Source organism: Selenomonas sp. AB3002, from assembly GCF_000702545.1.
GTDB classification, from domain to species: Bacteria; Bacillota; Negativicutes; order Selenomonadales; family Selenomonadaceae; genus Selenomonas_B; species Selenomonas_B ruminantium_A.
Map to the genome: position 1 here is coordinate 795,587 of NZ_JNIO01000008.1, position 24,638 is coordinate 820,224.

A 24,638-nucleotide genomic window follows, 5' to 3' on the forward strand; every position below is an offset into this window, starting at 1 on the left:
ATCCGCCCCCTTTCGTCGATAGTACACATTATAACGCAAATAGGGATGTTTAACAAATAGACGAGCATTAAAAAGCCTTCCTCGCCAGAGGAAGGCTTTACTCATTGCTCTCTACTTCACTATATCCTGATACATCTCCGGCCTGCGGTCGCGGAAAAGCCCCCAGCTCAGGCGGTCTTTCTCCAGACGCTCCAGGTCGAAGCTGGCCGTCAGAATCGTTTCGTCCGTGCGGTTGGCCTCAGCGATAATACCACCGGTATTGTCTGTGATGAAGGACGAGCCATAGAACTTCAGGGAGGAGGACTGCCCGCCATTTTCTTCGCAGGGCTCCACTTTTTCCATCCCCACCCGGTTGGCCGCAATAACAGGCACAAGATTGCTGCCGGCATGCCCCTGCATGCAGCGGCGCCAGTGGGGCATGCTGTCCGTGTCCAGGATGGGCTCAGAACCAATGGCCGTAGGATAGAGCAGCATCTCCGCCCCCTGCAGGGCCATTGCCCGGGCGGCCTCTGGGAACCACTGGTCCCAGCAGATGCCCACGCCTATCCTGCCATAGCGGGTGGCCCAGACCTTGAATCCCGTATTGCCCGGGGTGAAGTAGAACTTCTCCTGATAATAATGGTCATCGGGAATATGTGTCTTGCGGTAGACCCCCAAAACAGAGCCGTCCGCATCCAGCATGGCAATGCTGTTGAAGAGACGGGTTCCGTCCTTCTCGTAAAAGCTGATGGGCATAGCAACTTCAAGTTCCTTAGCTATAGGCTGAAAATGCCTCACAGCAGGATTATCCTCCAAAGCCGTGGCAAAAGCGTAAAACTCATACTGTCGTTGCTGGCAGAAATAGGGACGCTCAAAGAGCTCAGGCAACAGGATTACCTGCGCCCCCCGCCCTGCGGCTTCCCGCACCAGCTTTTCAGCCTTGCGGATATTTTCACTGACCTCTGCCACCATCTGCATCTGAATGGCAGCCACGGTTACCTCTCGCATAGTTTCACCTCTATTCCTTCTGCCCTGCCAAGGGAATCTGCTGGGTCAGGCAGTGGAAGTTGCCGCCCCCCACTATGACAGAACGCGCCTGCAGGGGCACCACCCTGCGCTCCGGAAAACAATCCTGCAGGATACGCAAAGCTTCTTCGTCCCTCACATCACCAAACTGCGGCACGATGACCTTGCCATTGCAAAGATAGAAATTCACATAGCTGGCCGCCAGTCGCTCACCCGGCTCCCGCCTGTCCTCGCCTTCCTCAAAGGCAAAGCTATTGGCTTCTTCCTCCGTGATGCAGACAGGCTTTTCAGGGATAGGCAGCTTATGGATCCTGAACTTGCGCCCTTTGGCATCTACAGCCTGCTCAAAAACATCCAAGTCTGCCCTGCTCAGCTCATACTGCGGGTCAGACTTATCATCTGTCCAGGCCAATACAACTTCGCCCGGCTTCACAAAGGCAAAGACATTGTCCACATGCTCATTGGTCTCATCGTTGTAAATGCCCCTGGGCAGCCAGATGACTTTCTCCGCGCCCAGATAGTCCAACAGCTTCGCTTCAATCTGCGCCCTGGTGAGCTCTGGATTGCGTCCCTCTGACAGCAGGCAGGCTTCGGTCACTACTACCGTGCCTTCCCCGTCCACATGGATGGAGCCGCCCTCCAGCACGAATCCACCTGCATCGTAAATATCATCGCCCAAGGCCGCGCACATCTGCGCCGCCGCCGCATCATCCAGCTCATAATCAGGGTAAAGGCCGTCAAAATCGCCCCCCCAGGCATTGAAGCGCCAGTTGATGCCACGGCGCTGGCCCTGCCCATTGACCACATAGGTAGGCCCCATATCCCTGGCCCAGGCATCATTGGTGGGAATCTCCAGATAATGGATATGCTCCTGAGTCAGGTCTTTCAGCATGGCCTCTGCCTGGGTGCGGTGCGCCCCCTCCACCAGCAGGTAAAGCTCCTCCACAGCGGAAATCTCCCGGATCAGCTCCACAAAGACGGGCTGCACATCTGCGCCACCATTGGTCCAGGAGCCTGGACGCACAGGCCAGATCAGGAAGGTTCCCTCATGGGGGGCAAACTCTGCCGGCATATGGAATCCATCTGCCTTTGGTGTGGTATCGGTAATCATCATGACAATCTTCCCTTGAAATCCTCATAGCCAAACTTCTTCACCAGGGTACAGTCCCCTGCAGCATCCATCTTCCAGATGGCGGGCAGGGCCATGCCGTTGAAGGTGTTGTTCTTGACCATGGAGTAAATGGCCATATCCTCAAAATAGAGCCTGTCGCCCGGTTCAATGGCCTTATCAAAGGAATAGTCTCCGATGATATCCCCTGCCAGGCAGGTGCAGGAGGAAAGCCTGTAGGTGTACGCCTTCTCCCCTGCTTCGCCAGAATCCTTCAGGGGCGGGCGATAGGGCATTTCCAGCACATCGGGCATGTGGCAGGCAGCGGAGGCATCAAGAATCAAGGTCCTGATATCATGGTTCTCAACTATATCCATCACCTCGGTGACAAGATAACCTGCATTGAGAGCCACCGCCTCCCCGGGCTCCAGATAGACTTCCACCGCATACTTGTCCTTCACTGTCCTGATAAGGTCAATCAGCAACTGCCGGTCATAATCCTTGCGGGTGATATGATGGCCACCTCCCATATTGAGCCAGTGAATAGAATCTGCCTGCAGCCAGCGGCCAAAGCGCTCCTGCACGGCCTTGAGGGTTTCAGCCAGAGCATCGCTGTCCTGCTCGCAGAGGGTGTGGAAATGGAGGCCGTCAAGTTGTTCAAACAGCTCAGGCTCGTCTTCCACTGCCCTCTCAAAGTCCTCTGACGTCACGCCCAGACGGGAACCGGGAGCACAGGGGTCATAGATAGCATGGTCCTGGGTGGAGCACTCAGGATTGATGCGCAGGCCAATGCCCTGCTGAACACCGCGCTTTGCCTGTATTTCTTTTACCCTGGCCCCAAAGCGGCGCAGCTGGGCAAAGGAATTGAAGATGACATGATCGCAGAGGGAGGCGATTTCCTCAATTTCCTCTGGACGATAGGCCGGGGAAAACACATGGTTCTCCCCCCCCATTTCCTCGTGGCCCAGCCGGGCCTCATAGAGACCGCTGGCGGTGGCGCCGTCCAGGTATCTGGCAATCAAGGGATACTCGGCAAACATGGAGAAACACTTTTGGGCCAGCAGAATCTTGCAGCCTGCCACCTCTTTGACTTCCTGCAGGATTTTCAGGTTGGCTTCCAGTGCCTGCTCGTCCACCACATAGGCAGGAGTTGGCACCTTGTCTAATTTCATTGCCATAAATCAGTCCACCAGCACCGGGTTTTCATCCACCTGCCAGGGCAGGCCCCACTTGTTCAGGGCTTCCATGTACGGGTCCGGATCGAACTCGTCAGTGGTGAAGACACCGGGTTTCTTCCACTGGCCGGTAACCACCAGCATGGCGCCAATCATGGCAGGCACGCCCGTGGTGTAGGAGATAGCCTGGGAACCAACTTCCTTGAAACACTCCTGATGGTCGCAGACATTGTAAATGTAGATGGAGCGTTCCTTGCCATCCTTCTTGCCCGTGAAGATGCAGCCGATATTGGTCTTGCCCTTGGTACGGGGACCGAGGGAAGCCGGATCCGGCAGCAGGGCCTTGAGGAACTGGATAGGCACGATTTCCTGGCCGTTGTAATTGATGGGCGTAGTGGAGAGCATGCCCACATTCTCCAGACAGCGCATATGGTCTAAATAACTCTGCCCGAAGGTCATGAAGAAGCGGATGCGCTTGACTTCCGGCATATTGCGGCCCAGGGCCTCGATTTCCTCATGGTGCAGCAGGTACATGTCCTTCTTGCCCACACCCTCGAAATCGTACTCGCGCTTGATGCTCATGGCAGGAATCTCAATCCACTTGCCATTTTCCATATAGGAGCCGGGGGCGGAAACCTCCCGCAGGTTGATTTCCGGATTGAAGTTCGTAGCAAAGGGATAGCCGTGGTCACCGCCATTGCAGTCCAGGATATCAATGGTATCAATGGTATCGAAATACTGCTTCTTGGCATAGGCGGCAAAGACCGAAGTCACACCCGGGTCAAAGCCCGTGCCCAGCAGAGCCGTGAGGCCTGCCTGCTTGAACTTCTCCTCATAAGCCCACTGCCAGGAATAGTCAAAATAAGCGGAGAACCCCAGCTCCTGGCAGCGCTTCTCATAAATCTTGCGCCACTCCGGGTCTTCCGTATCCTCCGGCTCGTAGTTTGCCGTATCGATGTAGTCCACCCCGGCAGCCAGGCAGGCATCCATGATGGTGAGATCCTGATAGGGCAGAGCCACATTGAGCACAGCATCGGGCTGATATTCCTTGATGAGTTTGGTAAGTGCCTCCACATCGTCAGCATCAATCTGGGCCGTGGTGATCTTGGTCTTAGTCTGCCCTTGTAACTTCTCTTTCAAAGCGTCACACTTGCTGACCGTGCGGCTGGCAATCATCAGTTCGTCGAAGACACCGTCATTCTGGCACACCTTGTGGATAGCTACGCTGGCCACGCCGCCGCAGCCGATAATCATCAGTTTGCTCATTTCTTCATTTCCTCCTCTGAAAGAATATCCTCCACATACTTGGGCAGCATGAAGGCTCCCTTATGCAAATGAGTCGTATAATACCAGGTAGTGAGATTCCTCTCATTCCAGCGCTTGGCGTTGAAATCCTTCAACGGGTGATACTTCTTGGACGCAAAGCCAAACATCCAGAGCCCTGCAGGACAGGTGGGAATGCCCGCCTGATAGACGCGGCTCACGGGAAAGCTCTGATAGGCCTTGCGGTGCATGGCCCGGAAGGCTGCCTCATCCTCATCATAAAAGGGGCTGCCATGCTGATAGACCATGATGCCGTCATCATGCAGGGCACGATAGCAGTTGCCATAGAACTCCCGGGTAAAAAGCCCCTCCGTATGGCCGAAGGGGTCCGTGGAGTCGTTGATGATCAGGTCATACTTGTCACGGCAGCGGCGCAGGAAACGCAGGCCGTCCATATTCGTGATCTTGACCCGCTCGTCATCAAAGCCCTTGGCAGTCTCAGGGAAATACTCCCGGGAAACCTCGATGAACATCTCATCAGGCTCCACCACATCAATGGACTCGATTTCCGGGTACTGGGTGAGAACTTTCGCCACGCCCCCATCGCCACCGCCGATGATCAGCACATTCTTCACCTGGGGGTGCACTGCCATGGGCACATGCACCACCATCTCGTTATAGATGAATTCGTCAGCCTCCGAAAAGATGATTTCGCCGTCCAGCACAATCATCCTGCCAAACTCCCGGGATTCAAACACATCTATGCGCTGATACTCGCTCTGTTTGGAGAAAAGCTGCTTGTCCACTCGCACAGATGTCTTGACGTTTTCCGTATCCATCTGTGAAAACCATATTTCCATTAGGTCAAACCTCCGTCAAAATGCGCATTTCCCGGCATTCAGGATCCTGGGTTCCCTGCAGGGAGCAGCCCTTTTCCCTTGCGTATTCGATGTACTCAAGAATCTCCTCTGTGATGCGCTCCCCCGGAGTCAGGATGGGGATTCCCGGCGGATAGCACATGAGCATCTCCCCGGCGATGCGCCCCACGGTTTCCTGCAGGGGCATTTTCTCTCCCTGGGCATAAAAGGCCTCCCGGGGACTCATGACCAGTTCCGGCGCAATGAATTCGCCGCAGTACAGCTCCCGCTTGTCCTTGGCGAAGCGGTCGGCAATGTCCTCCAGTGCCCCCACCAGGCGCTCGATATCCTGGATGCGGTCACCGATGGAAATATATGCCAGGATATTGCCGATATCCCCAAACTCAATCTGGATATCGTACTCATCCCTGAGCATGTCATAGACCTCGATGCCCGTCATGCCGATGCCCTGAGTGAAGATGGACAGCTTGGTCACATCAAAGTCAAAGACGCTATCCCCGTCGATAAGCTCCCTGCCATAGGCATAGAAGCCCTCTATCTCATTGATTTCCGTACGGGCATATTCCGCCATGGAGCTGACCTTTTCAAAAGATTCCCGGCCATGTAGAGCCAGATTCCGGCGGGAAAGGTCCAGGCTGGAAATCAGGAGATAGGACGCGCTGGTGGTCTGGGTGAGGTTGATAATCTGCTGCACGTATTCCGCATCCACGCCTTTGCCGCAGAGCATGATGGAGCTCTGGGTGAGGCTTCCGCCGGATTTGTGCATGGACACCGCAGCCAGGTCTGCCCCGGCTGCCATGCCAGAGATGGGCAGATTATCCCCGAAATACAGGTGGGTGCCATGGGCCTCATCCACCAGCACCTTCATGCCGGCTGCGTGAGCCAGATTCACGATGCCCTGCAAATCGGAGGCGATGCCATAGTAAGTGGGATTGTTGACAAAGATGGCCTTGGCCCTGGGGTGCTCTTTGATAGCCCGCTCCACATCAGAGAGCGCCATACCAGTGGCAATGCCGATGGTGTGATTGACCCGCACCGGCACATACACGGGTATGCCGCCGCATAACACCAGCGCATTGATAACGCTCTTATGCACATTGCGGGGCAGCAGGATTTCCTCCCCTGCCCGCACAGTGGCCAGCACCATGGCCTGCACAGCGGAGGTGGTGCCGTGCACCATGAAAAAGGCATGCTGGGCGCCGAAGGCATCTGCCGTCAGTTCCTCTGCCTCCCGGATGACCGAGACGGGATGGCTCAGGTTGTCCAGCATCTTCATGGAATTGACATCCACGCCCACGCATTTCTCACCCAGGAAATCCACAAGTTCGGGATTGCCGCGGCCGCGTTTATGCCCGGGCACATCGAAAGGAACCACACGCCTTTTGCGAAGTTCCAGCATCGCCTCGTAAACCGGCGCTGTATGTTGCTTGATACGATCCATTTTTCCCTCCAGAGATGAATACCCTGACAATCATTACTTCTTTACATTACTGCGTTAATCGCTCTTAAAATTTTACAGTTTCTCAACATATTAAGCAAGCATAAATATACATGCGTTTTATCTCTCCATAAAAATTTTTCCTCACCAGTAGTTGACAAAGTTACACTTCTTGGATAAAATTATCTCATCAATAGCGAGGCAAAGGAGCCCAAACGGATTGTGATGATTCGTTTGGGCTTTTTCTCTCCTTCACAATGTTATTTCACAAAATGTTTTCACACGCACACGCTATTGATGCAAATCTGTCGAAGGCAGGACAAAGGCGTCCAGCAGCAGGGGTATATCCCCAGCTGCCTGGCGCCTTTTTTCTTGCCGAAATTTCCCGCCAGAAAGGAATTGGTAATATGCGCTCATTCCCTTTATTCTCCGAACTTGAAGCACACCGTGACAAAGCCAATGAGGCCTTTCATCATAATGTGAAGCCCGTGCTGATGGAACGCCTGCAGGAGTTCGGCTTCGCCCCAGCCAGTGAAGCCTCCCCTGGCATCCTGCAGCTGACTGAGGCAGCCACTGATAACTGTTACATCCTGGCCATCCATCCCTACGAGCTTGACATACACTTCCAGCATGTCAAGACAGGTGAGCAGATTCTCATCTGCTCCATCAGCAATCTGGAGCTCAGCGCCCATGTCATGATGGAAATCATCATCGACTCCATCGACAGCTGGCTGCAGTACGGAGTGATTTACGACTATACCAAAGCCCAGCTGCTGGAAGAACGTGCCAAGGCCAGGGCCTGACAAAATACCGCCGGGAGGAGGGAGATTCATGGAAGCATTGCTGGCACACAAAGACGAAATAAATGAACAACTGGCCCGCTATGGCGTGAAATTCGGGATTTACAAGGAGGGCAGCTTCAACGAACGGCTTTTTCCCTTTGACCCCCATCCCCGCATGATCGGGGCAGAGGAGTTCCGGCAGCTGGAGCAGGGACTGGCCCAACGGGTGGTGGCCCTAAACAATTTTCTCTACGACATCTACCATGAGAAGAAAATCATCAAAGACCAGGTAGTGCCGGAGGAATTTGTCTACCGTTCCCCGGGGTATCTGGCCCAATGCGAGGGCATCACCCCGCCCCACGGCTGCTACAGCCATATTTCCGGCATCGACCTGGTGCTGGGCAAGGATGGCGAGTGGTATGTGCTGGAGGATAATCTGCGCATTCCCTCAGGAGCCTCCTATCCCCTGATAGCCAGGGCTCTCTGCCGCCGCTGCAGCCCCGCCACCTTCCAGCAGCACAGGGTACTGGACAACCGGGACTACGGCAAACTACTGAAGCACACCATGGACCATGTCAACACGGGAGGCATCAATGTCATTTTCACCCTCGGCAGGTACAACGCCGCCTACTTCGAGCATGCCTATCTGGCAGAACAGGCGGGAGCTGTGCTGGCAGAGAGCAACGACCTGTTCGTGGAAAACCGCAGACTTTACTGCCGCACCAGCTGCGGCGCTACTCAGGTGGGAGCCCTTTACCGCCGGGTCAGCGACGAATATCTCGACCCGCTGTTCTTCGAAGCCTCCTCCCTCATAGGCATACCAAACCTCATGGATGCCTATATGGCAGGCAACGTGGCCATCATCAATGCCCCTGGCAACGGCGTGGCAGATGACAAGGGCATTTACTACTTCGTCCCCCGCATGATTTCCTATTATCTGGGAGAGGAGCCCATCCTGCATAACGCCCCCACTTACCTGCCCTATTTCCCGGAGGATTTCGCCTATGTCATGTCCCATGCCCACCAGCTGGTCATCAAGGATGTGGCAGAGGCCGGCGGCTATGGCGTCATCTTCGGCAGCAACCTCACTCAGGAAGAGCTGGAGGAACTGAAGAAGGCCATCAAGGCTGCGCCCCGCCGCTTCATCGCCCAGGAAGTAGTGGACTTCCAGGACCTGCCGGTTTCCGAAGGAGAAACGACAGTCGAACGCAAGGCAGACCTCAGGGCCTTTGTGCTCACGGCAGAAAGCCCCGTTGTCTGGCCCAGCGGCCTGACACGTTTTTCCCGCAATCCCGACAGCTTCGTTGTCAACTCGTCACAAGGAGGAGGTTTCAAGGATACATGGATTCTATGCCACTGAGCAAAGCCTCCCGGCTCTTCTGGCTGGGACGCTACTACGAACGGGTCGCTACCACTCTCACCTATCTATGGGATTGGTACGACAAGATGATTGACGGCGTGCCGCCGGACTGCAAGAACTTCTGCCGGGCCCTGGAAATCTCCTGCCCCTATCTCAGCACGGAGGAATTCTTGCAGGATTATGTCTTTGACGGAACCAATCCCGAATCGTTGCGCACCGCCGCAGACAATATGCTGGGCAACGGCATGATGCTCCGGGAGACCATCGGCAGCCGCACCCTGTCCTACCTGGAGCTGGCTGTGACTGCCATGGAAAGCGGCGTCAGCAGCCTCTCCCCCACCCTGCCCCTGCAGCGTACCATCGACTACATCATGGCCTTCCGGGGCTGCTATGATGACTGCATTGCCGATATCGAAGTGCGGAACATCATCAAATGCGGTGCCAGCGTAGAAAGGCTGAGCCTGTATCTGCGCCTGGGCTGGCATCTGGAGCGGGTTCCCACCGAAGTGGGCCGCCTGCTCTACCGCACCAGGAGGGCCAGGCTTTCCGCTTTCCCCGGCTGCCTGCAGGTGCTGGAAAACCTGTCCGAGCCCTATAATGACTCAGACAAGCAGAAGCTGCTGGCAGCTGCAGAGCAGCTTTTCTCACTATGATTTCGTAGCAAAAGAAAGGAGGCGAACTGCCATGGGGCGTTCTCTGGATTTTTACTTTGACACCGAACTGAAATTTTCCCAGCCTGTCGCGGAACATGAGTTCCTCCTGCGCTGCCTCCCTGCCGAAGCCCCGGAGCAGCAAATCGAGACGCAAAACCTGACCCTTCTGCCCCACTGCGCCGTGACCAGCCGGGGGAAAGATGCTTTTGGCAATGCATACTGCGCAGGCAGGATAGATGAAAAGCATGAGGTCTTCCGCTACACTTTGGAAGGCCGGAGCTGTCGTGACGATTCCCTGCGGGAGAAGTCGGAGGCTTCTCCCTTTTATCTCTATCCTTCTCCCCTCACCCAGCCCACCAGGGAAATAGAAGAATTCTTTGCCGCCCTGCCTAAAAAGGGCAGCCCCTTGGCTACGGCGCAGCTGTTCTCTGCCCGTGTTCACCAGCATTTCACCTATGTGCCGGGCCATACCAATGTCTCCACCTCCGCAGGGGAAGCCTTCCGGCTGGGACTGGGAGTCTGCCAGGATTATGTGCATGTGCTCCTGGCCCTCTGCCGCCTGGCAAAGATTCCCGCCCGGTATGTCAGCGGCCTGCCCATAGGCGAAGGGGCCAGCCATGCCTGGGCTGAAGTCTGGGAAGACGGCCTCTGGTACGGCCTTGACCCCACCCGGGACTGCCCCGCAAATGAGAGCTACCTGAAATTCTGCGTGGGACGGGATTACAGTGACTGTCCCCTGGAACGGGGCATGTTCACAGGCGGAGCCGACCAGACGCAGACTGTATTCATGAAAGTGACGGTGGCATGAACATGATAGAGGAAGTGGTATCTGCCCACCTGCCTGTGGGCGAGACCCTGAGGATACAGAAGAACCGCATCGAGGGCGCAGAACCCAAAAAGCGCCGCCTGGCTATCGTGACCGGCACCCACGGCGATGAGTTGGAGGGCCAGTATGTAGCCTGGCAGCTGGCCAGAGTGCTGAAGAAAAGGCAGCCGCTCCTGCGGGGCACGGTGGACATCTACCCTGCCTTGAACCCACTGGGCATCAGCACCATTTACCGGGGACTGCCGGGCTTTGACCTGGACATGAACAGGATTTTCCCCGGAAGCAGCGAGGAGACCATGTACGAATACATCGCTGGCGGCATCATCGAGGATATCGCCGGGGCTGACCTCTGCATTGACATCCATGCCAGCAATATCTTCCTGCGGGAGATACCCCAGGTGCGCATCAATGAGCAAAGCGCCGAAATGCTGCTTCCCCTGGCGAAGTTCCTGAACATGAATTTCCTCTGGGTACACAGTGCAGCCACGGTGCTGGAAAGCACTCTGGCCTACAGTCTCAACTCCCTTGGCACCCCCACTCTCGTGGTGGAAATGGGGGTAGGCATGAGAATCACCAAAAGTTACGGCGACCAGCTCATCACGGGCATCCTCTCTGTCATGTCCCAGCTTTTCATGCTGGAGGAGCCCTGTCCCCCGGTAGCGCCTCCCATCGTCAGCACAGACGGCAACGTGGCCTTTGTCAACGCCAACGCCTCGGGCATCTTCATTCCCCGGGTACGGCACGAAGAGCGGGTGGAAGAGGGACAGCTCCTGGGACTTATCGCCGATCCCTTGAGCGGCGGTGTCAGGGAGGAATTGCACAGTCCCGCCAGCGGCCTCATCTTCACCCTGCGGGAATATCCCGTGGTCAATGAAGGCTCACTGATTGCCAGGATCCTGGGAGGCGCCCTATGAAGAGAAAAACCTTATTCACCATCGACGCCCAGCCCTACCGCCAGCCCATCCCGGTTTATGGCTATTTCTTCGGCTCAGAGGAAAAGACCTTAGCGGTCATGGGCGCCATCAGGGGCGATGAGTTCCAGCAGATGTATACGGCTGCCAAACTGGTGCAGGAACTCACCCGCCTGGAAGCAGAGGGGAAAATCATCGGGGACTGCGGCCTTTTGGTCATTCCCTGCGCCGGACAGTTCTCCATGAATGTCAGCCGGCGTTTCTGGCCCTTGGACAATACGGATATCAACCGCATGTTCCCGGGCTATGACAAGGGCGAAACTACCCAGCGGCTGGCCTGGCGAATCTTTGAGGCCCTGAAGGGCTATACTTACGGCATCCACCTGACCAGCCTTTACCTGTCGGGAGATTTTATCCCCCATATCCGCATCATGGATACGGGCTGGCAGGAAAATGCAGAAGGACTGGACTTCGGGCTGCCCTACCTCATCACCAGGAAGCCCCGCCCCTACGACACAACCACTTTGAACTACAACTGGCAGGTCTGGGAAACCCGCACTTTTTCCCTTTACACCAAAGCCACGGATTTCATAGATGAGAAAAGCGCCCAGGAAGCTACCGACAGCATCCTGCGCTTCCTCACCCGGCACGGCTTCCTGAAAGACGTGCCTCTGCCCGAAGGCGAAGCCACCCAGGCCGTCAGTGAGAAAAACCTCGTCACCATCAGGAACACCTGCGGCGGCATCCTGCTGCACTGCCGCCCCACTTCAAGCCAGGTACAGGCTGGCGAAATCATTGCCAACATCGTCGATCCCTATACGGCAACGGTGCTGGAAGAAATACGCGCCCCCCAGAAGGGCACCATCTTCTTCGCCCGCCACGCCCAGATCATAGCCGCCCAGACCATCGTCTTCCGACTGATTCCCGGCTGAATTTCACTATCACATATATGACAAAAGAGGAGCTGCTTGCTGAGCAGCTCCTCTTTTGTCATATACACTATATTGTTTATCACGATTTGTTACTCTCCTCCTATGATGAACGCGATTTTGCTGTCATAGGAGGCAATTTATTCCTTCACCTTTCCAACAGGTCTTCAAGGGGCATGGCTTCAAGCTGCTCTGTCTGCTGAAGCTGTTCCTCTGCCTGACTCACATGCTTGATGGTACCGTTGGTGGCCTGCATATCCTGCTGTACGTCCATGGCAGCGGCCATGCCCTTGTCCGGGGCGGGAGAGGAGGAAACTTCTGTCCGTTCCTTTCCCTCCTCGATGGCTTCCTGCACTACGTCTTCGGGCCTGGGGTCGCGGGTGACATTCCTTTCGCCCTGCTCGGCCACCTGCTCCTCGGTGCGGACTGCCATGGAGAGCTCGCTGCTGCGCATGTCAAGGGTGACATTCAGGTCTTTGGCACGGCTTTTGGCCAGAGTTATATCCCCCCGCTCCTGGATGATTTCCTGGGTGTAAAGTTCCTTGAGGGCGCCTTCATTGGCTATCTGGTTATCCGCCTCTGTTATGCCGCGCTCGATTTCTGCCATTTCAAGCTGCATCTGCAGCTGGGCCACAGCCTGCTCCGCTTCGGTCAGTTCCGGGGAGCCAGCTTCCATCTTTTCCCGCAGGGCCTGCTTCTTGCCATAAAGTTCATGGAGTTTGTCATCGGGGCTCATGCCCTTTTCCTTGAGCTCGTCAGCCTCCTCCTGCATGCGGGCTTTTTCCTCCGCCGTGAGGCTGGTATCCGTGTCAATGCGCTCCTGGAGCTTTTCCGCCTGCTTCTTGTAATCCTCACGAGCGGCAATCTTGTCGTTGAGCTCCTGTAGATTCTTTTCCCCTTCGGTCATGAAGTCGGTCTGGCCCATTTTCCTCAAGGGGTCCAGAGCTTCTTCCGAGAGCTTGCGGCCAGCCGCGCTGATTTGCACTTCCGCAGCCTTGCCGATAACGGTGTCGTCGTCTTTTTCCCCATCGGGCTGCTGGAGCCTCTGGAAAATATTTTCCGCGCCTCCCGCAGACTTCTGGATCTTCTGGTAAATGTTCTCCATTTGGAGAATATTCCTGCTGTCCTCCCTGATTTTGCCTATCATGGACATGATGAGTTCCCCTTTCTTCATGAAAAGCTATTCCGTTCCTCCCTGAAGTCTGGTCAGACAATCATTCATAGTATATATCGGCACATGGGGTAAAATGCTTAATAGTAAACCCAGCCCTGCGGAATAAATATTTTCACCCCAGCTACATCGCCTTCATTCACCAGTTGTCTACCGATTTAACGCTTAATCACTGGCATCATCTGAAATTTAGCGCAGAAATTCCCTATAATGCTCAAAATATTTTTCAATTTTCTGCTAAATGGGTATCTTCCCTCCCCAATTTGTAGAAGCCAGTCTCTGCGTTTCATCATGAACAAAGCCCCCTTCGCGAAAAAATCCTCTTTCTCAATTTTAACGCATAGGAGGGCTTCATTGATTATACGGTTAGGTTTAGTGCAGAATTATTTTGTTCCGCAGGGCTGCTTGAATCAGTCAGATTGTACCGTGCCAAGTCTCAGAAATGGCGGAAGCCCTTCTGGCTCAACGTAATCTTGGCAGGAAGATTGACCACCTCATGAACATTTACGAAAAATCCCTTGGCCTGCTTTTGGAAGTCCTTGTAGGCAGCAGAGCCTGCATATTTTTCATATGCTGCCTGATCTTCGTACATTTCCATGGTATGAATCACATTGGGCCTGTCGTGCTCTGACGTTACAAACATGCCCAGCACACCTGCCTCATCTCTGACGGCACGGACTGCCTCCTGCTTTGCCAGTGCCTGGTACTGAGCCAGGTTTTCCGGCTTGACCTCATAGCGATGCATAAAGACCACCGTTGCTACGCCACTGGTTTTTTGTTCCAGAGCGATGCCATTAGCCTCCAATATCTTGAGGCTCTTCAGCATCGGCAGCCGTGCCGCACGATAATCCTGAAAAGCCTCGCTGGTGCTATGGATGCGGTAAGCCTCGTAGCTTTCATAGATTTCCAGCAAGCGCATCAGGTCGTGATTCTTTGCATCGATAGCACCATAGAGCGCATAGGTGCCAGCCTCCTTGGCAGTTTGCGGCGCCACGGTACGAGCGCCGATTTCACCCATGGCCTGCATATTGCCGGGAGTGCTTTCCAGCACCGCCCAGTGAACCATGGGCATATTCCCTTCCGGCGTGCGGATAGGCTGAGCAAATGACAGGGAACTTGCCATAAAAATTCCTCCCAAGGCCAACAACATCGTCTTTTTCAGATTCAATTTGAAATCCATCATTTTCTTCTCGCCTTTCCTTTTCTCACTCACGGCAAAACACGCTCCCTTCTCTTATTTCTGATACTGTTCCGCAAAGCCCAGGCACTTGCCCAGCACTTCTCCTGTTTTCACATACTCATAAGTAGGCATTTCAAAGAGAATGGGCTGCAGCTTGCGGTAGTCAATCTTGCCCTTTTCCGTGAGCTTATCTTCTTCCACAAAGGTGTGGTCGATTTTCAGGATGAAGCTTTCAAAGGTTTCCGTCTCGTAAATATCTTCCACGCTGCATTCCATGGTCAGAGGAGATTCGGTCAGCAGAGGGGCGCCGGATTCCCCTGTGGTATAGGCGAACACTTCCGACTTGTCCACCTTGGCACCGCTGACCTTGCCCACATAGGAAGCCGCCGGCAGCATGGCTTCGCTGACAATATTCAAGGACAAAGCCCTGTTTTCCTTCACGCCCTTATTGGTGTAATGGGGCTTGGCCATGCTCACCATCACCCGGTCATGACCGATGATGCCCACATGTCCGGCCAGCAGCCAGTTGGCCTTGCCTCCCACCATAGCCCCCACAACCACCAGCGGCGTGGGATATAAACCAAGTACTGAACCTATGTCTTTCTTCATGGCTGAAGCTCCTCTCACTTGTTCTTCTCAGCGGCTATCTGGGGCAACGTCTTGCCCCCCACGCCCCAGTTTTCCGGCTCATTTTCTTCCACCAGCACGAAAAACGCCTGGGGCGGCATGCTCAAGTCCTCACTGGCCACCCTCGTAATGTCGGCAATCAATTTGGCTTTCTGTTCCGTCGTTGCTTTGGCGGTCTTTACAGCAATAAATGGCATTTTGATGCACTCCTTTTGGCAAACTTCTTTAACTTAATGAATTAACCTTTGTGAATTTTGGCAATATACCTGCTCCAGCCACCCCCGCCTTGCCAGCTCCTGATCCAGGGCGGCCTTTTTGCCCAGCAAGGCCCTGGCGGGCACATAGGGATAGTCACTGCCGTAGAGAATGTGCTCCTGGTCTGTTATCTGCAGCAGCATGGGCAGGGCATCCGGCGTGGGATCGCCGGCCAGGTCAAAGTACAGGTTGCCAATGCTTTGTTCCATATCCACCGGCTCCATCATCTTCATGCCCGCCAGCATCTGGAACATCGCTTTGGCTCTTTGCTTCATATAGGGCAGGAAGGAACCGCAATGCGGCACCACCACCCGCACCTGGGGATAGCGTGCCAGCATGCCGCTGGCCAGGAGATTCACCATGGCCCGGGTGGTATCGGCAGGATATTCGTACAAGGCCATGACCTTGCCTGTCACCGTCCCCTGCCGCGGCAACTGCGGTGCGGGACTGGGATGGATGATGGTGAGCGCCCTGCGGCGATTGAGCTCTGCAAAGATCTCTTCCCAACGCTCATCCCCCAGATAAATGCCGCGGGCATTGCTGGGAACTTTTACTCCCAAGGCTCCCAGTTTCTCCATGGCATAAGCGATTTCCTGCAAGGAACCATCTATGCTTGGGAAGGGCACCGTGGCCACAAAGCCGAATTTGTCCGGGTACTGACGGCACAAGGCTGCCGTCTCCTCGTTGATCTGCCTGGCCACCTCACAGGTTAGCGCTTCATCTCCGTTATAGATATGCGGTGTCGCCAAGGATAAGACGGTGTAGTCAATCCCCGCCTCAGCCATAAAAGCCAGGTGAGCTTCCGCCGACCACTGGGGCAAGGGAAAGCCCTCCTCCGCCAGAGGATCTATGCCCAGCTTTTTCAGCCCTTCGATGTAAGCAGGCAACATAGCGTGAGCATGGATATCTATTTTGCGGCCTGACGGCAGTTTCACTGCCCCCGCCGAAGCCCCATAGGCTTCGCTCTGCCAAACTTCCCCTATGCCCAGCAGGGCAAAAGCACTCAAAGCACCGACTTTCAAAAAATCACGCCGTTTCAAGCTTCATCTGCTCCTTTCCTGACTGCCAGCATCCAGGACAGGCTTCTACGCCTTCCACCCGCCATGCCAGCATCCCCACGGCCGAAATCCCTGGCATATAATTCCTCCCCCTGTATAAAAATGACACTATGTAACCTTTCTTGTTTACTATTATATATTTAAAATGACACTATGTCAATATTATTTATGAAGCCAGCTTCAATTTTTGTCACCTGGAACAACCTTCAAAGTAAGAACAGCCCTTCGCAAGCAAAAAGAGCCTGCCTCAAGCAAGCTCTCCCTTTTGCCTCTTACGGCAACTTATTATACTCTTTTTCCTCTACCGGTTCGCACCATTCGCTGGAAGCATTCTCTCCCGGCACTTCTATTGCCAGATGCTGGAAAGCGGAATCCTTGGCCGCGCCATGCCAGTGCTTGACATTGGCAGGGATATGCACCACATCACCGGCCTTCAGCTCCTGCGCCGGCTTGCCCCACTCCTGATACCAGCCGCGTCCGGCGGTGACCAGGAGCATCTGGCCGCCGCCCTTGTCGGCATGATGGATATGCCAATGGTTGCGGCAGCCCGGCTCAAAGGTCACATTGCCGATGACCACCTGCTCGGTGGAAATCATATTGAGATAGCTCTTGCCATCAAAATACTGGGCATAGTTGACATTTTCGCCGCCCACCGGGAACATACTGGTTGCCTGGATGGCTGCCAGATCCATATTATCGCTGCCTTGGGCTGCTGTATGCTCAGCTGCAGGTTCGTTATAGACCTCTTTAGCCAGATTGAAAGCTGCCCAGGCCTTGGGCCAACCGGCATAGAAGCCCAGCTGGGTAATGACCTCAGCCATTTCTGCTTTGGTGACACCATTCTTCTTGGCCGACTGCAAATGATATTTCAAGGAGCTGTCCACCATGCCGCTGGCTACCAGTGCCGATACCGTCACAATGCTGCGGTCATGCAAGGACAAAACATCGTTCTTCGACCAGACCTCGCCAAAGAGGATATCGTCATTATAACGGGCAAAGTCCGGGGCAAACTCACCGAGCTGCTGCCGTCCTGCCGTCTGTGTTACCTTCACTGCTGCACGTTTATTCGTATCTCCCATTGCTGCTGCCTCCACGGTAAATAAATTCACTGTCATAAAAGTTGCGGCTACTAGTCCTGCCGCAATGATTTTCTTCTTCATCCAGGCCTCCTTTTCCTGCTCATTTCCCCCTCTGACTGCCACTCTAGCACTTGAAGTTCACTTCAAGTCAAGCAAAATTTTCGAGAGCGCAGATATTCCTCCCGCTGATTGCCCGCTTCTGTCGCAAGGATATGTTTAATCAACACGCCCTAGCCCCTGCCAGGTTATAACGCAGCCCCAATTTTATACGCCATATCGGCAAAGGAAGATTTCTCCACCAAGGAACGTGCCCCGCAGCCGGTGGCCATCACCTGGCCCACATCCTGCCATTCCATGTAGCGTACCAGTGTTTCATAGTGATTGACCAGCGCCTCCATCGTCCAGTCAGCACTGTTGTAGGCCGTAGCCATCATGATAGATTTCTTGCCATGCAATTTTCCCGTGCGGGAATAGAATCTGTCCACGATGACTTTCAGCTGCGCCGACATGCCGAAATAGTAAAGAGGTGTCGTCAGCACAATAAGATCAGCCTCCAGCATCTTGGGCATCAGCTTATTTTCGATGGCATCCTTAAAGATACAGGGGCCGTCCATGCCGCATTTGTCACACCCCTGGCAGGGATGCGTTTCCTCATGGGCTGCATCAAAGGTAAAGACCTCATGGCCAGCACTTCTGGCCCCCTCGGTAAACCTGTCCGCCAGGTAAATTGAGGTTGATTCTTCTTTGGGATGTGGACTGCTGGTAATCACGACAATTTTCATTTTTGTTCCCCCCGACACGCTTCCTTTTTCCGGCACCACATTTTTCTTAGGCCCGCCATCGGTCAAGGCTGACAGACCGCAGCCTGACAAAAACAAGGTTATAGCGCCCGCAGTGGTGACTTTCAAAAACTCTCGTCTATTCACACACACCACTCCTGTAAATAAATGACACCATGTAATCTTTCTTGCTGACTATTATATATTTATAATGACACAATGTCAATATCATCCGTAAAAAAATGACCGCCTACATAACGGTCATTTTCCCTCAATCCTATGGCACAAGCCAGCAGCCGAAGCCTCGCCGCCAATCAGCGAATAAAGTTAGTGGCTTGCCACGGCTCTTTTTCCGGCAAGCCAAACTGCTCCTTGCCCAGCTGGATGCTCTTCATCAGGAATGTCATATTACGCGCCAGTGTCCGCATGGTCTGCATGCCCTCAGCATCCTGCGCAGCCTCGCCCGGCGCTCCCCCATGGGCACTATTCCAGTATTGACTGGCTGCAATGGGCATACCCGAGATGGTGAAGAACTTATTGAGCTCATCAAAAGTTGCCGACAAACCGCCACGCCGAGCCACCACTACACTTGCCCCCACCTTCATGGTCTTGTCAAAGCTGGTGCTGAAGAACATGCGGGTCAGGTAAGCGACCAAGGTAGCATTGGCTGAAGCATAGTAGACTGGACTGCCCACCACCAGGCCATCACACTCAGCAAACAGGGGCGCGGTTTCATTGACGATATCATCAAAGACACATTTCCCCTTCTGAGCGCAGGCCCGGCAGCCTATGCAGCCACGAACAGCCTTATTGCCCACCTGAACCATTTCGACCTCTATACCATTTCCCTCAAAGACCTGCTTCATTTCCTGCAAAGCCATTGCCGTATTGCCCTGGGGATGGGGAGAACCGTTGACCATCATGACTTTCATTGCAAACACTCCCTAAAATACACATTTTCCTAGGAATTACCCTCAGTAACATTTTACCAAAATTTTCCGCCAGGAAAAAGCTTTTCCGTGCATTGCATAAACCTTCAGCTAAATATTCCATTCTTCATCTACAGAACCGCCGATATTATGGAAGTGGGGGACATCTTGTACTCGTTATAGCCTTGGCGATTCTGCACAATATCAAGAATCGTCATTTCTATGCGCATTTCCTTGCTGGCACATACTCTTCCCCGCGCTTGGCGAAAAATATCATCATTATCCTTTTCGCCGTGAGCCTCGCCCTCCTCACCTTATCGGGAATGGTACTGTCCCAGGATCTGTTTCCGTGGTTTAGATTTGAGAGTACATGGAACTGGCGTTCCCTTCATCTGGGTGCAGCCATCGGTGCTATGGTTCTGTTATTTGTCCATCTGCTGCTTCATGCCAGGCTATATATACGCGGAAGAGTGTTTTTCGGTCTGGCAGGAATTACGTTCATGCTGGCGGCAGCCGGGGTTTTCGGCATGCCCTACCTTTGACCGTTGGTACCATCAGGTAAATGTAGACAGGAAAGCCGCCATTGCCGGAGACAAGGTGCCCATGTCCGAGCGAATTCTGACGGTATATTTCAGCCGTGTGGGCAACACTAATTTCCCGTCCGATGTAGATGCTGTATCCGGTGCCTCCATCATGAAAGATGGACATGAAATCATCGGCAACGCCGAAATGATTTGATTTTTCTTGTCTATCCGCTTTGGTGGAATACACTGCCAATGGCCCTAGAAGGTTTCTTGAAGCAATATGATTTGACAGGAAAGACACTTATCCCTATCGTAACCCACGGCGGCAGCGGTATAGGCGAGAGCCTCAAGGCCCTCCATAAAGCAACACAGGCCAAATTCCCAGAAAGCTATCTCTGGATATCTACAGCAGCGATATTCCGGCCGCAAGGCAGAAAATCACAGACTACCTCAATGACATCAGCAAGTTATCTCTACCCAAGCGCAGAACAGGACATAAGTAAATGGGGTGCTGCATAAGTTGTTTTCACTCATGCAGTACCCCATTTTTGCGGCTACGCGCCAGTTTTTCTTCTGCTGTTGTGTTGCCGCCTCTCATGGCCAGCACTACACCGATTGAAATAAGCGCAAAACCAGGCAGGAAGTATCTGGTCATAGCTTCATCCAGTAACCAGTACCCAAGGATAGTTCCAACCACCGGCTGGAAAAACATGAACAGTCCACCGATGGAAGCATCCATGTAAGTCAGGCCTTTACTCCATAGAACAAAGCCTGCTGTAGTTGAAACAACACCCACATAGAGCACCGAACCCCATATTTGCGGCATAGCCATCGCATTCAAGTCAGCTTCGTTAAAAAGCCACCAAAGCCCATAGGGAGTCAGCACCGTAAATGATATCAGCACGCCATAGAACGTCAGGGCAAAAACAGAGTAGTGGCTGAGCATCTTCAAGAGTATGGACATCAAGGCCCAAGTGATTGCCGCTATACAGAGGTATATTCCCCCTAGCAAACTGCCAGTCTGAAGATTTTCCGGGTCTACCACTATGAGCAGTACACCTGCAGTGGCCAGGATAACAGACATCAGTCGACTCAAATTGAACCGCTCATGCAGCATCAGGCAGCCAAAAACCACCATGAATGCCGGTGTCGCTGCTGTTATCACCGAGCCCATCTGCGCTGAAGTCAGCATTGTGCCGGATTCCTGAGTGACAATGGATATTGTCTGCCCAGTCAAAGCCGCAACAAGCATCAATTTCCAGTCCTTGCGCTCTATTTTCCATGAAATTCTCTGATGGAGCATGATCAGCACCAGGGGCACCAAAGCAACCCCGTACCTCATCCACACCAGCGCCACAGGTGTGATTACCCCCACCGTAAGGCGAACAGCAATGAACATAGCTCCCCAGATGCTTCCTGCCAAGGACAGCAGCATAGAGCCAATAATTAGATTTCGCAACGTGTATTCTCCATTTCAAAATAAGCTTTCGCTTCCTATCTTATTACACCTCCCCCCAAAAAGTAAAGCAATCTTCATACATCTCCACCTATACCAATTCCTGCCCGGCATCTTCCAGTATACGCATCTGTTCCATAGTCTGTTCTTCCGTGACCAACTGCGGTGCGCACTGCAAAACCTCAAGCCTCCACACCGCATCACTAATGTAATAGTTCTATATTTCGCTTTGCATTCCTGCTTATAAACTTTCATTTAGTTTTCAAAGTCAACCATATTCTTTCCATATACTTCTGGTACACTTTATCTTGTTCACAGGGCTTGACCTACCAAGACTGGAGGGAGCAGACATGAAACAAATAAAGAAGATCAGCAAAAACATATCCGATAATGTTGCACACAGCATATACTTGCAATACGTCCGCCACTCCCTGACCAAGCTCACGACAGTAGCGGTCATGACTATGACGGTTCTAGCCCAGAGCCTGATTGCCGAGGCCCAGGCCGCTGAACCTGACGTTACCAGAGATGTCAGGGCGCTGGAGGTAAACGGCGCCTACCTTACCGGCCTCCCCCATCGCATAAAGGCAGAAGACAGACTGATGCAAAAGATATTAGCCGATGCGATAAAGGACAATGTGAATCTGGCACAGGCTGCTGACAGCATCAGCGATGTACTGCGCTACACTTTGGTCATAAGAGATGAGGATTACAGCCGTCAAGTACCTGAGGCCATGCAGAAGCTCACAGACAGCGGCTATCAGGTGGTGAAATTCCACAATGCCTGGGGAGGCAAATTCTATCAAGGCATCAATGTACAGCTTTTAAGCCCTGCCGGGGTAAAGACTGAGCTGCAGTTCCACACCCCTAACTCCTACGCCATAAAGCAAGCATCCCACGAAGTTTACGAAATTCGCAAAAATCCTGCCTCCACCCCCGAAGAAGTGGCCGAAGCCACAGCCCAGAGCATAGCATACAATAATCAGGTAAAAATGCCGCCCGGTGCCAGAGACATAGTTTGGAAAACTATATAGCATACAAAAAAGGTGCTGTGATGAAACGTGAAAGCATTTCATCACAGCACCTACGATGTATCTCTAAAAATATTCTTCTTTTTGACCTATTGACTTTTTGACCTTTAGGGGGTATAATAATAATTGCAAAGGGAAAAGGAACTCAGATAGAGGGTTCCCCCTTAGCAGACAAAGTTAAACATCCGTGAAAGGAGATTGATCACTATGTTTGGTCTGGTTCCATTTGCATCAAGTAATGAGCTCATGAGAGAAGGCAGCTTGTTCAATCGCCTGTGGGATGCCTTTGATACCCCCTTAACCACCGCAAACAGCCTTGGCTTCAAAGTCGATGTCAAAGACAACGGCACAGCCTATGAACTTACCGCCGATCTTCCCGGCCTTAAAAAGGAAGATATAACCCTGAGCTACGAACACGACTACCTGACCCTCTCCGCTCAGAGGGAGGAAAACAATGACCAGCAGGATGAGGCAGGCAGATATTTACGTCGGGAGCGCAGCTACGGCCAGATGTCCCGTTCCTTCTACATTGCCGGTATTGATGATTCCAAAGCCACGGCAGAATTCAAGGACGGCGTACTGAAAGTCCAGCTGCCAAAAGCTCAAGCACAGCCGGAAGCCCTCCACCAGATTCCTATATCTTGCGCTGGCTGACAGTCAACTCTCCCTATTTTTCACACATATCCGTAAATACTCATAAGGCAAAATCCGCCTTCCCGTTTGGAATGGCGGATTTTGCCTTTAATTTATTTTCCCCACATGTACACTGCCATACAGCATAACCCAACCAATTCAATCCAAATATCTGCTTAAGACATATCCCAGTTTTCCATTGTAATTGACATACCAGAAATCGTCCGTTGAAGTTTTGACAAAAATAACATATGTCCCCAAGCTTTATCGTGGTCCGTCAATATTATTTCAAGAACAAGAAAATCCCTGATGACATTCTGTAAATCCATTCCTTCGCCGCCAAACAACCTGTCAGGGCAAAAAATTGACCGTCAAACATAACGGTCAATTCTGCGGTACGATAATCAATCAGTTGCCATCCGGCCCCCAGGTGCCTTTGACACCCTTCACGGCCTCGGCTGCCGTGATAATCTTGTCACCGTTATCAATATCAACCAACTGATAGCGGTCATTGCCCATACCCATTTCCTTCATGTAAGTCAGCTGGCGCATACTATGGCGGGATTCCATGCGCTCCACCAGGTCATGCTTGCTTTCTTCGGGCAGAGCATAGACGCAGTCTACGCAAGCCTGGTCAGCAGCCAGTATGTCCAGGGAAGCCACCATGCCGATATCCGGCGTGACCACAGGCTGGGCCGAGGTTCCGGCGCAGTCGCAGTCCACACTCATATTCCGCATCACATTGATAAAGGCAATCTTATCCTTGAAATGGCTGACTGTGGCCTGGGTGGATTCAGTCATGCGCTCCATGAATTCCTCATTGCTCACACCCCACTTGGAGCCTGAATCGCCGGCGTGAATCATCTTCTTGCCAATCTTGCCATCGGCACAGCCAATGCCGATATTCTTGTTGGAGCCGCCAAAGCCTCCCATGGCATGGCCTTTGAAGTGGGTAAGAGCCAGGAAGGAATCGTATTTCAGCATATCCTTGCCCACAGACATTTCTGTGAACCACTTGCCATGGGGCACAGGCAGCATGGCTGTGCCGTCAGCATCAATGATATCCACATCAGCGAAATCAGTCCAGCCGTTGGTCTGCAGCGTCTGCCTGTGCTTTTCCGTGGTGTCACGCCCGCCGCCATAATAGGTGTTGGTTTCGATAATGGTGCCCTCTGGCAGGCGGTTATTCAGCATTTCTTTCACCCAGGGACGGGGAATGATATTGGGGCCATGAGGTTCGCCGGTATGCAGCTTGATGGCTACCTTGCCGCCCAGGTTGTCCTTCACCCTGTCATAGAGCTTCAGCATCCCCGCTGCCGACAGATCGCGGGTGAAGTACACCACGGACTCTGCCCCCTGCCTTTCGCTGTAGGGAATATAATGCTCCCCGCCGGTGCCGGCCACTTTCGCCTTCCCCACCTGCTCTTTGGCTCCCTTGTCTTTCTCCACCGCATCAGCGGCAAAAGTAGCACAGCCAGGCAGAGCGGCCATAGCCACCGCCGCCCCTGCCAGCTTCACAAATTTCCTGCGCGTCATCTTCCGGTTCATGACATTGACCTCCTCAGCTGCTACTTAACTTTCGTACTAT

At 53.3% G+C, this 24,638-nt stretch carries 25 protein-coding genes; 9 read left to right on the forward strand and 16 right to left on the reverse strand.

Translation table 11 applies throughout. From position 1 onward, the window contains the following. Positions 1-111: 111 nt before the first annotated feature. The 6 genes from aguB to P159_RS0111630 are packed head-to-tail and all read right to left on the reverse strand — an operon-like array spanning position 112 to position 6,870. Entirely contained in the window at positions 112-987 is an 876-nt protein-coding gene (gene aguB, locus P159_RS0111605; protein WP_029544234.1) for an N-carbamoylputrescine amidase, read from the reverse strand. A 10-nt stretch (positions 988-997) separates the two neighbouring features. Next, positions 998-2,119, reverse strand: a complete 1,122-nt coding sequence (gene aguA, locus P159_RS0111610; protein WP_029544235.1) for an agmatine deiminase — start codon at positions 2,117-2,119, stop codon at positions 998-1,000. Beyond that, entirely contained in the window at positions 2,116-3,285 is a 1,170-nt protein-coding gene (gene nspC / locus P159_RS0111615; RefSeq protein WP_029544237.1) for a carboxynorspermidine decarboxylase, read from the reverse strand. Before nspC ends, aguA begins: the two co-directional genes overlap by 4 nt. A gap of 9 nt (positions 3,286-3,294) precedes the next feature. Continuing rightward, positions 3,295-4,554 carry a saccharopine dehydrogenase family protein gene (locus P159_RS0111620; RefSeq protein WP_029544239.1) on the reverse strand — a complete coding sequence of 420 codons (1,260 nt, stop codon included), beginning with the start codon at positions 4,552-4,554 and terminating at the stop codon, positions 3,295-3,297. Continuing rightward, complete coding sequence (speE, locus tag P159_RS0111625) at positions 4,551-5,411, reverse strand: polyamine aminopropyltransferase (protein ID WP_029544240.1); 861 nt, start codon at positions 5,409-5,411, stop codon at positions 4,551-4,553. The genes P159_RS0111620 and speE overlap by 4 nt, the downstream gene beginning before the upstream one ends. 4 nt (positions 5,412-5,415) lie before the next feature. After that, complete coding sequence (locus P159_RS0111630) at positions 5,416-6,870, reverse strand: aminotransferase class I/II-fold pyridoxal phosphate-dependent enzyme (protein WP_029544242.1); 1,455 nt, start codon at positions 6,868-6,870, stop codon at positions 5,416-5,418. Positions 6,871-7,274: 404 nt separating this feature from the next. Between P159_RS0111630 and P159_RS0111635 the strand changes: the two genes are divergently transcribed. From P159_RS0111635 to P159_RS0111660, 6 genes are read left to right on the forward strand one after another with little or no spacing between them, the layout of a single operon-like run. Beyond that, the gene (locus tag P159_RS0111635; protein WP_029544244.1) at positions 7,275-7,670 is read left to right on the forward strand and encodes a hypothetical protein; all 396 of its coding nucleotides are present in this window, start codon (positions 7,275-7,277) and stop codon (positions 7,668-7,670) included. Between the two features lie 28 nt (positions 7,671-7,698). After that, positions 7,699-9,009 (forward strand): circularly permuted type 2 ATP-grasp protein, encoded by a 1,311-nt coding sequence (locus P159_RS0111640; protein WP_029544246.1) that lies wholly within the window; start codon positions 7,699-7,701, stop codon positions 9,007-9,009. Beyond that, entirely contained in the window at positions 8,991-9,662 is a 672-nt protein-coding gene (locus tag P159_RS0111645; protein ID WP_029544248.1) for an alpha-E domain-containing protein, read from the forward strand. Before P159_RS0111640 ends, P159_RS0111645 begins: the two co-directional genes overlap by 19 nt. 31 nt (positions 9,663-9,693) lie before the next feature. Further along, positions 9,694-10,470 (forward strand): transglutaminase family protein, encoded by a 777-nt coding sequence (locus P159_RS0111650; protein ID WP_029544249.1) that lies wholly within the window; start codon positions 9,694-9,696, stop codon positions 10,468-10,470. Between the two features lie 2 nt (positions 10,471-10,472). Further along, the gene (locus P159_RS0111655; protein WP_029544251.1) at positions 10,473-11,402 is read left to right on the forward strand and encodes a M14 family metallopeptidase; all 930 of its coding nucleotides are present in this window, start codon (positions 10,473-10,475) and stop codon (positions 11,400-11,402) included. After that, complete coding sequence (locus P159_RS0111660) at positions 11,399-12,331, forward strand: M14 family metallopeptidase (RefSeq protein ID WP_029544253.1); 933 nt, start codon at positions 11,399-11,401, stop codon at positions 12,329-12,331. Before P159_RS0111655 ends, P159_RS0111660 begins: the two co-directional genes overlap by 4 nt. A 145-nt stretch (positions 12,332-12,476) precedes the next feature. Here P159_RS0111660 and P159_RS19500 read toward each other — a convergent pair whose 3' ends face one another. From P159_RS19500 to P159_RS0111710, 8 genes are all read right to left on the reverse strand, one after another. Further along, entirely contained in the window at positions 12,477-13,502 is a 1,026-nt protein-coding gene (locus tag P159_RS19500) for a hypothetical protein (protein ID WP_051650327.1), read from the reverse strand. A gap of 433 nt (positions 13,503-13,935) precedes the next feature. Further along, the gene (locus P159_RS0111675; RefSeq protein WP_080706065.1) at positions 13,936-14,622 is read right to left on the reverse strand and encodes an antibiotic biosynthesis monooxygenase; all 687 of its coding nucleotides are present in this window, start codon (positions 14,620-14,622) and stop codon (positions 13,936-13,938) included. 111 nt (positions 14,623-14,733) lie between these two features. Beyond that, positions 14,734-15,288: a flavin reductase family protein gene (locus P159_RS0111680; protein ID WP_029544258.1), complete on the reverse strand. Its 555-nt coding sequence runs from the start codon at positions 15,286-15,288 to the stop codon at positions 14,734-14,736. A 14-nt stretch (positions 15,289-15,302) separates the two neighbouring features. Continuing rightward, a complete protein-coding gene (gene dmpI, locus P159_RS0111685) occupies positions 15,303-15,503 on the reverse strand; it encodes a 4-oxalocrotonate tautomerase DmpI (protein ID WP_029544259.1) in 201 nt (66 codons plus the stop codon). Between the two features lie 33 nt (positions 15,504-15,536). Then, positions 15,537-16,601: an amidohydrolase family protein gene (locus P159_RS0111690; protein WP_051650328.1), complete on the reverse strand. Its 1,065-nt coding sequence runs from the start codon at positions 16,599-16,601 to the stop codon at positions 15,537-15,539. 290 nt (positions 16,602-16,891) lie between these two features. Further along, positions 16,892-17,698, reverse strand: coding sequence for a carboxymuconolactone decarboxylase family protein (locus tag P159_RS0111700; protein WP_349254363.1), 807 nt, complete (start codon positions 17,696-17,698; stop codon positions 16,892-16,894). A 245-nt stretch (positions 17,699-17,943) separates the two neighbouring features. Next, positions 17,944-18,480: a flavodoxin family protein gene (locus P159_RS0111705; protein WP_029544265.1), complete on the reverse strand. Its 537-nt coding sequence runs from the start codon at positions 18,478-18,480 to the stop codon at positions 17,944-17,946. 311 nt (positions 18,481-18,791) lie between these two features. After that, on the reverse strand, positions 18,792-19,409 hold the full coding sequence (locus P159_RS0111710) for a flavodoxin family protein (protein WP_029544267.1): 618 nt from the start codon (positions 19,407-19,409) through the stop codon (positions 18,792-18,794). 357 nt (positions 19,410-19,766) lie between these two features. Between P159_RS0111710 and P159_RS21255 the strand changes: the two genes are divergently transcribed. Further along, positions 19,767-20,144 carry a hypothetical protein gene (locus P159_RS21255; protein ID WP_318253571.1) on the forward strand — a complete coding sequence of 126 codons (378 nt, stop codon included), beginning with the start codon at positions 19,767-19,769 and terminating at the stop codon, positions 20,142-20,144. A 312-nt stretch (positions 20,145-20,456) separates the two neighbouring features. On the opposite strand, the gene P159_RS0111730 is transcribed toward P159_RS21255, so the two are convergent. After that, positions 20,457-21,389: a DMT family transporter gene (locus P159_RS0111730; RefSeq protein ID WP_029544270.1), complete on the reverse strand. Its 933-nt coding sequence runs from the start codon at positions 21,387-21,389 to the stop codon at positions 20,457-20,459. A 347-nt stretch (positions 21,390-21,736) separates the two neighbouring features. Here P159_RS0111730 and P159_RS0111740 point away from each other — a divergent pair, with 347 nt between their 5' ends. Both P159_RS0111740 and P159_RS0111745 read left to right on the forward strand, forming a co-directional pair. Beyond that, positions 21,737-22,420: a hypothetical protein gene (locus P159_RS0111740; protein ID WP_029544273.1), complete on the forward strand. Its 684-nt coding sequence runs from the start codon at positions 21,737-21,739 to the stop codon at positions 22,418-22,420. A 204-nt stretch (positions 22,421-22,624) separates the two neighbouring features. Then, on the forward strand, positions 22,625-23,071 hold the full coding sequence (locus tag P159_RS0111745; protein WP_029544275.1) for an Hsp20/alpha crystallin family protein: 447 nt from the start codon (positions 22,625-22,627) through the stop codon (positions 23,069-23,071). 387 nt (positions 23,072-23,458) lie between these two features. Here the strand turns inward: P159_RS0111745 and P159_RS0111755 are convergent, their stop codons facing one another. Then, positions 23,459-24,598 (reverse strand): DUF362 domain-containing protein, encoded by a 1,140-nt coding sequence (locus P159_RS0111755; RefSeq protein WP_051650331.1) that lies wholly within the window; start codon positions 24,596-24,598, stop codon positions 23,459-23,461. Positions 24,599-24,638 lie beyond the last annotated feature (40 nt).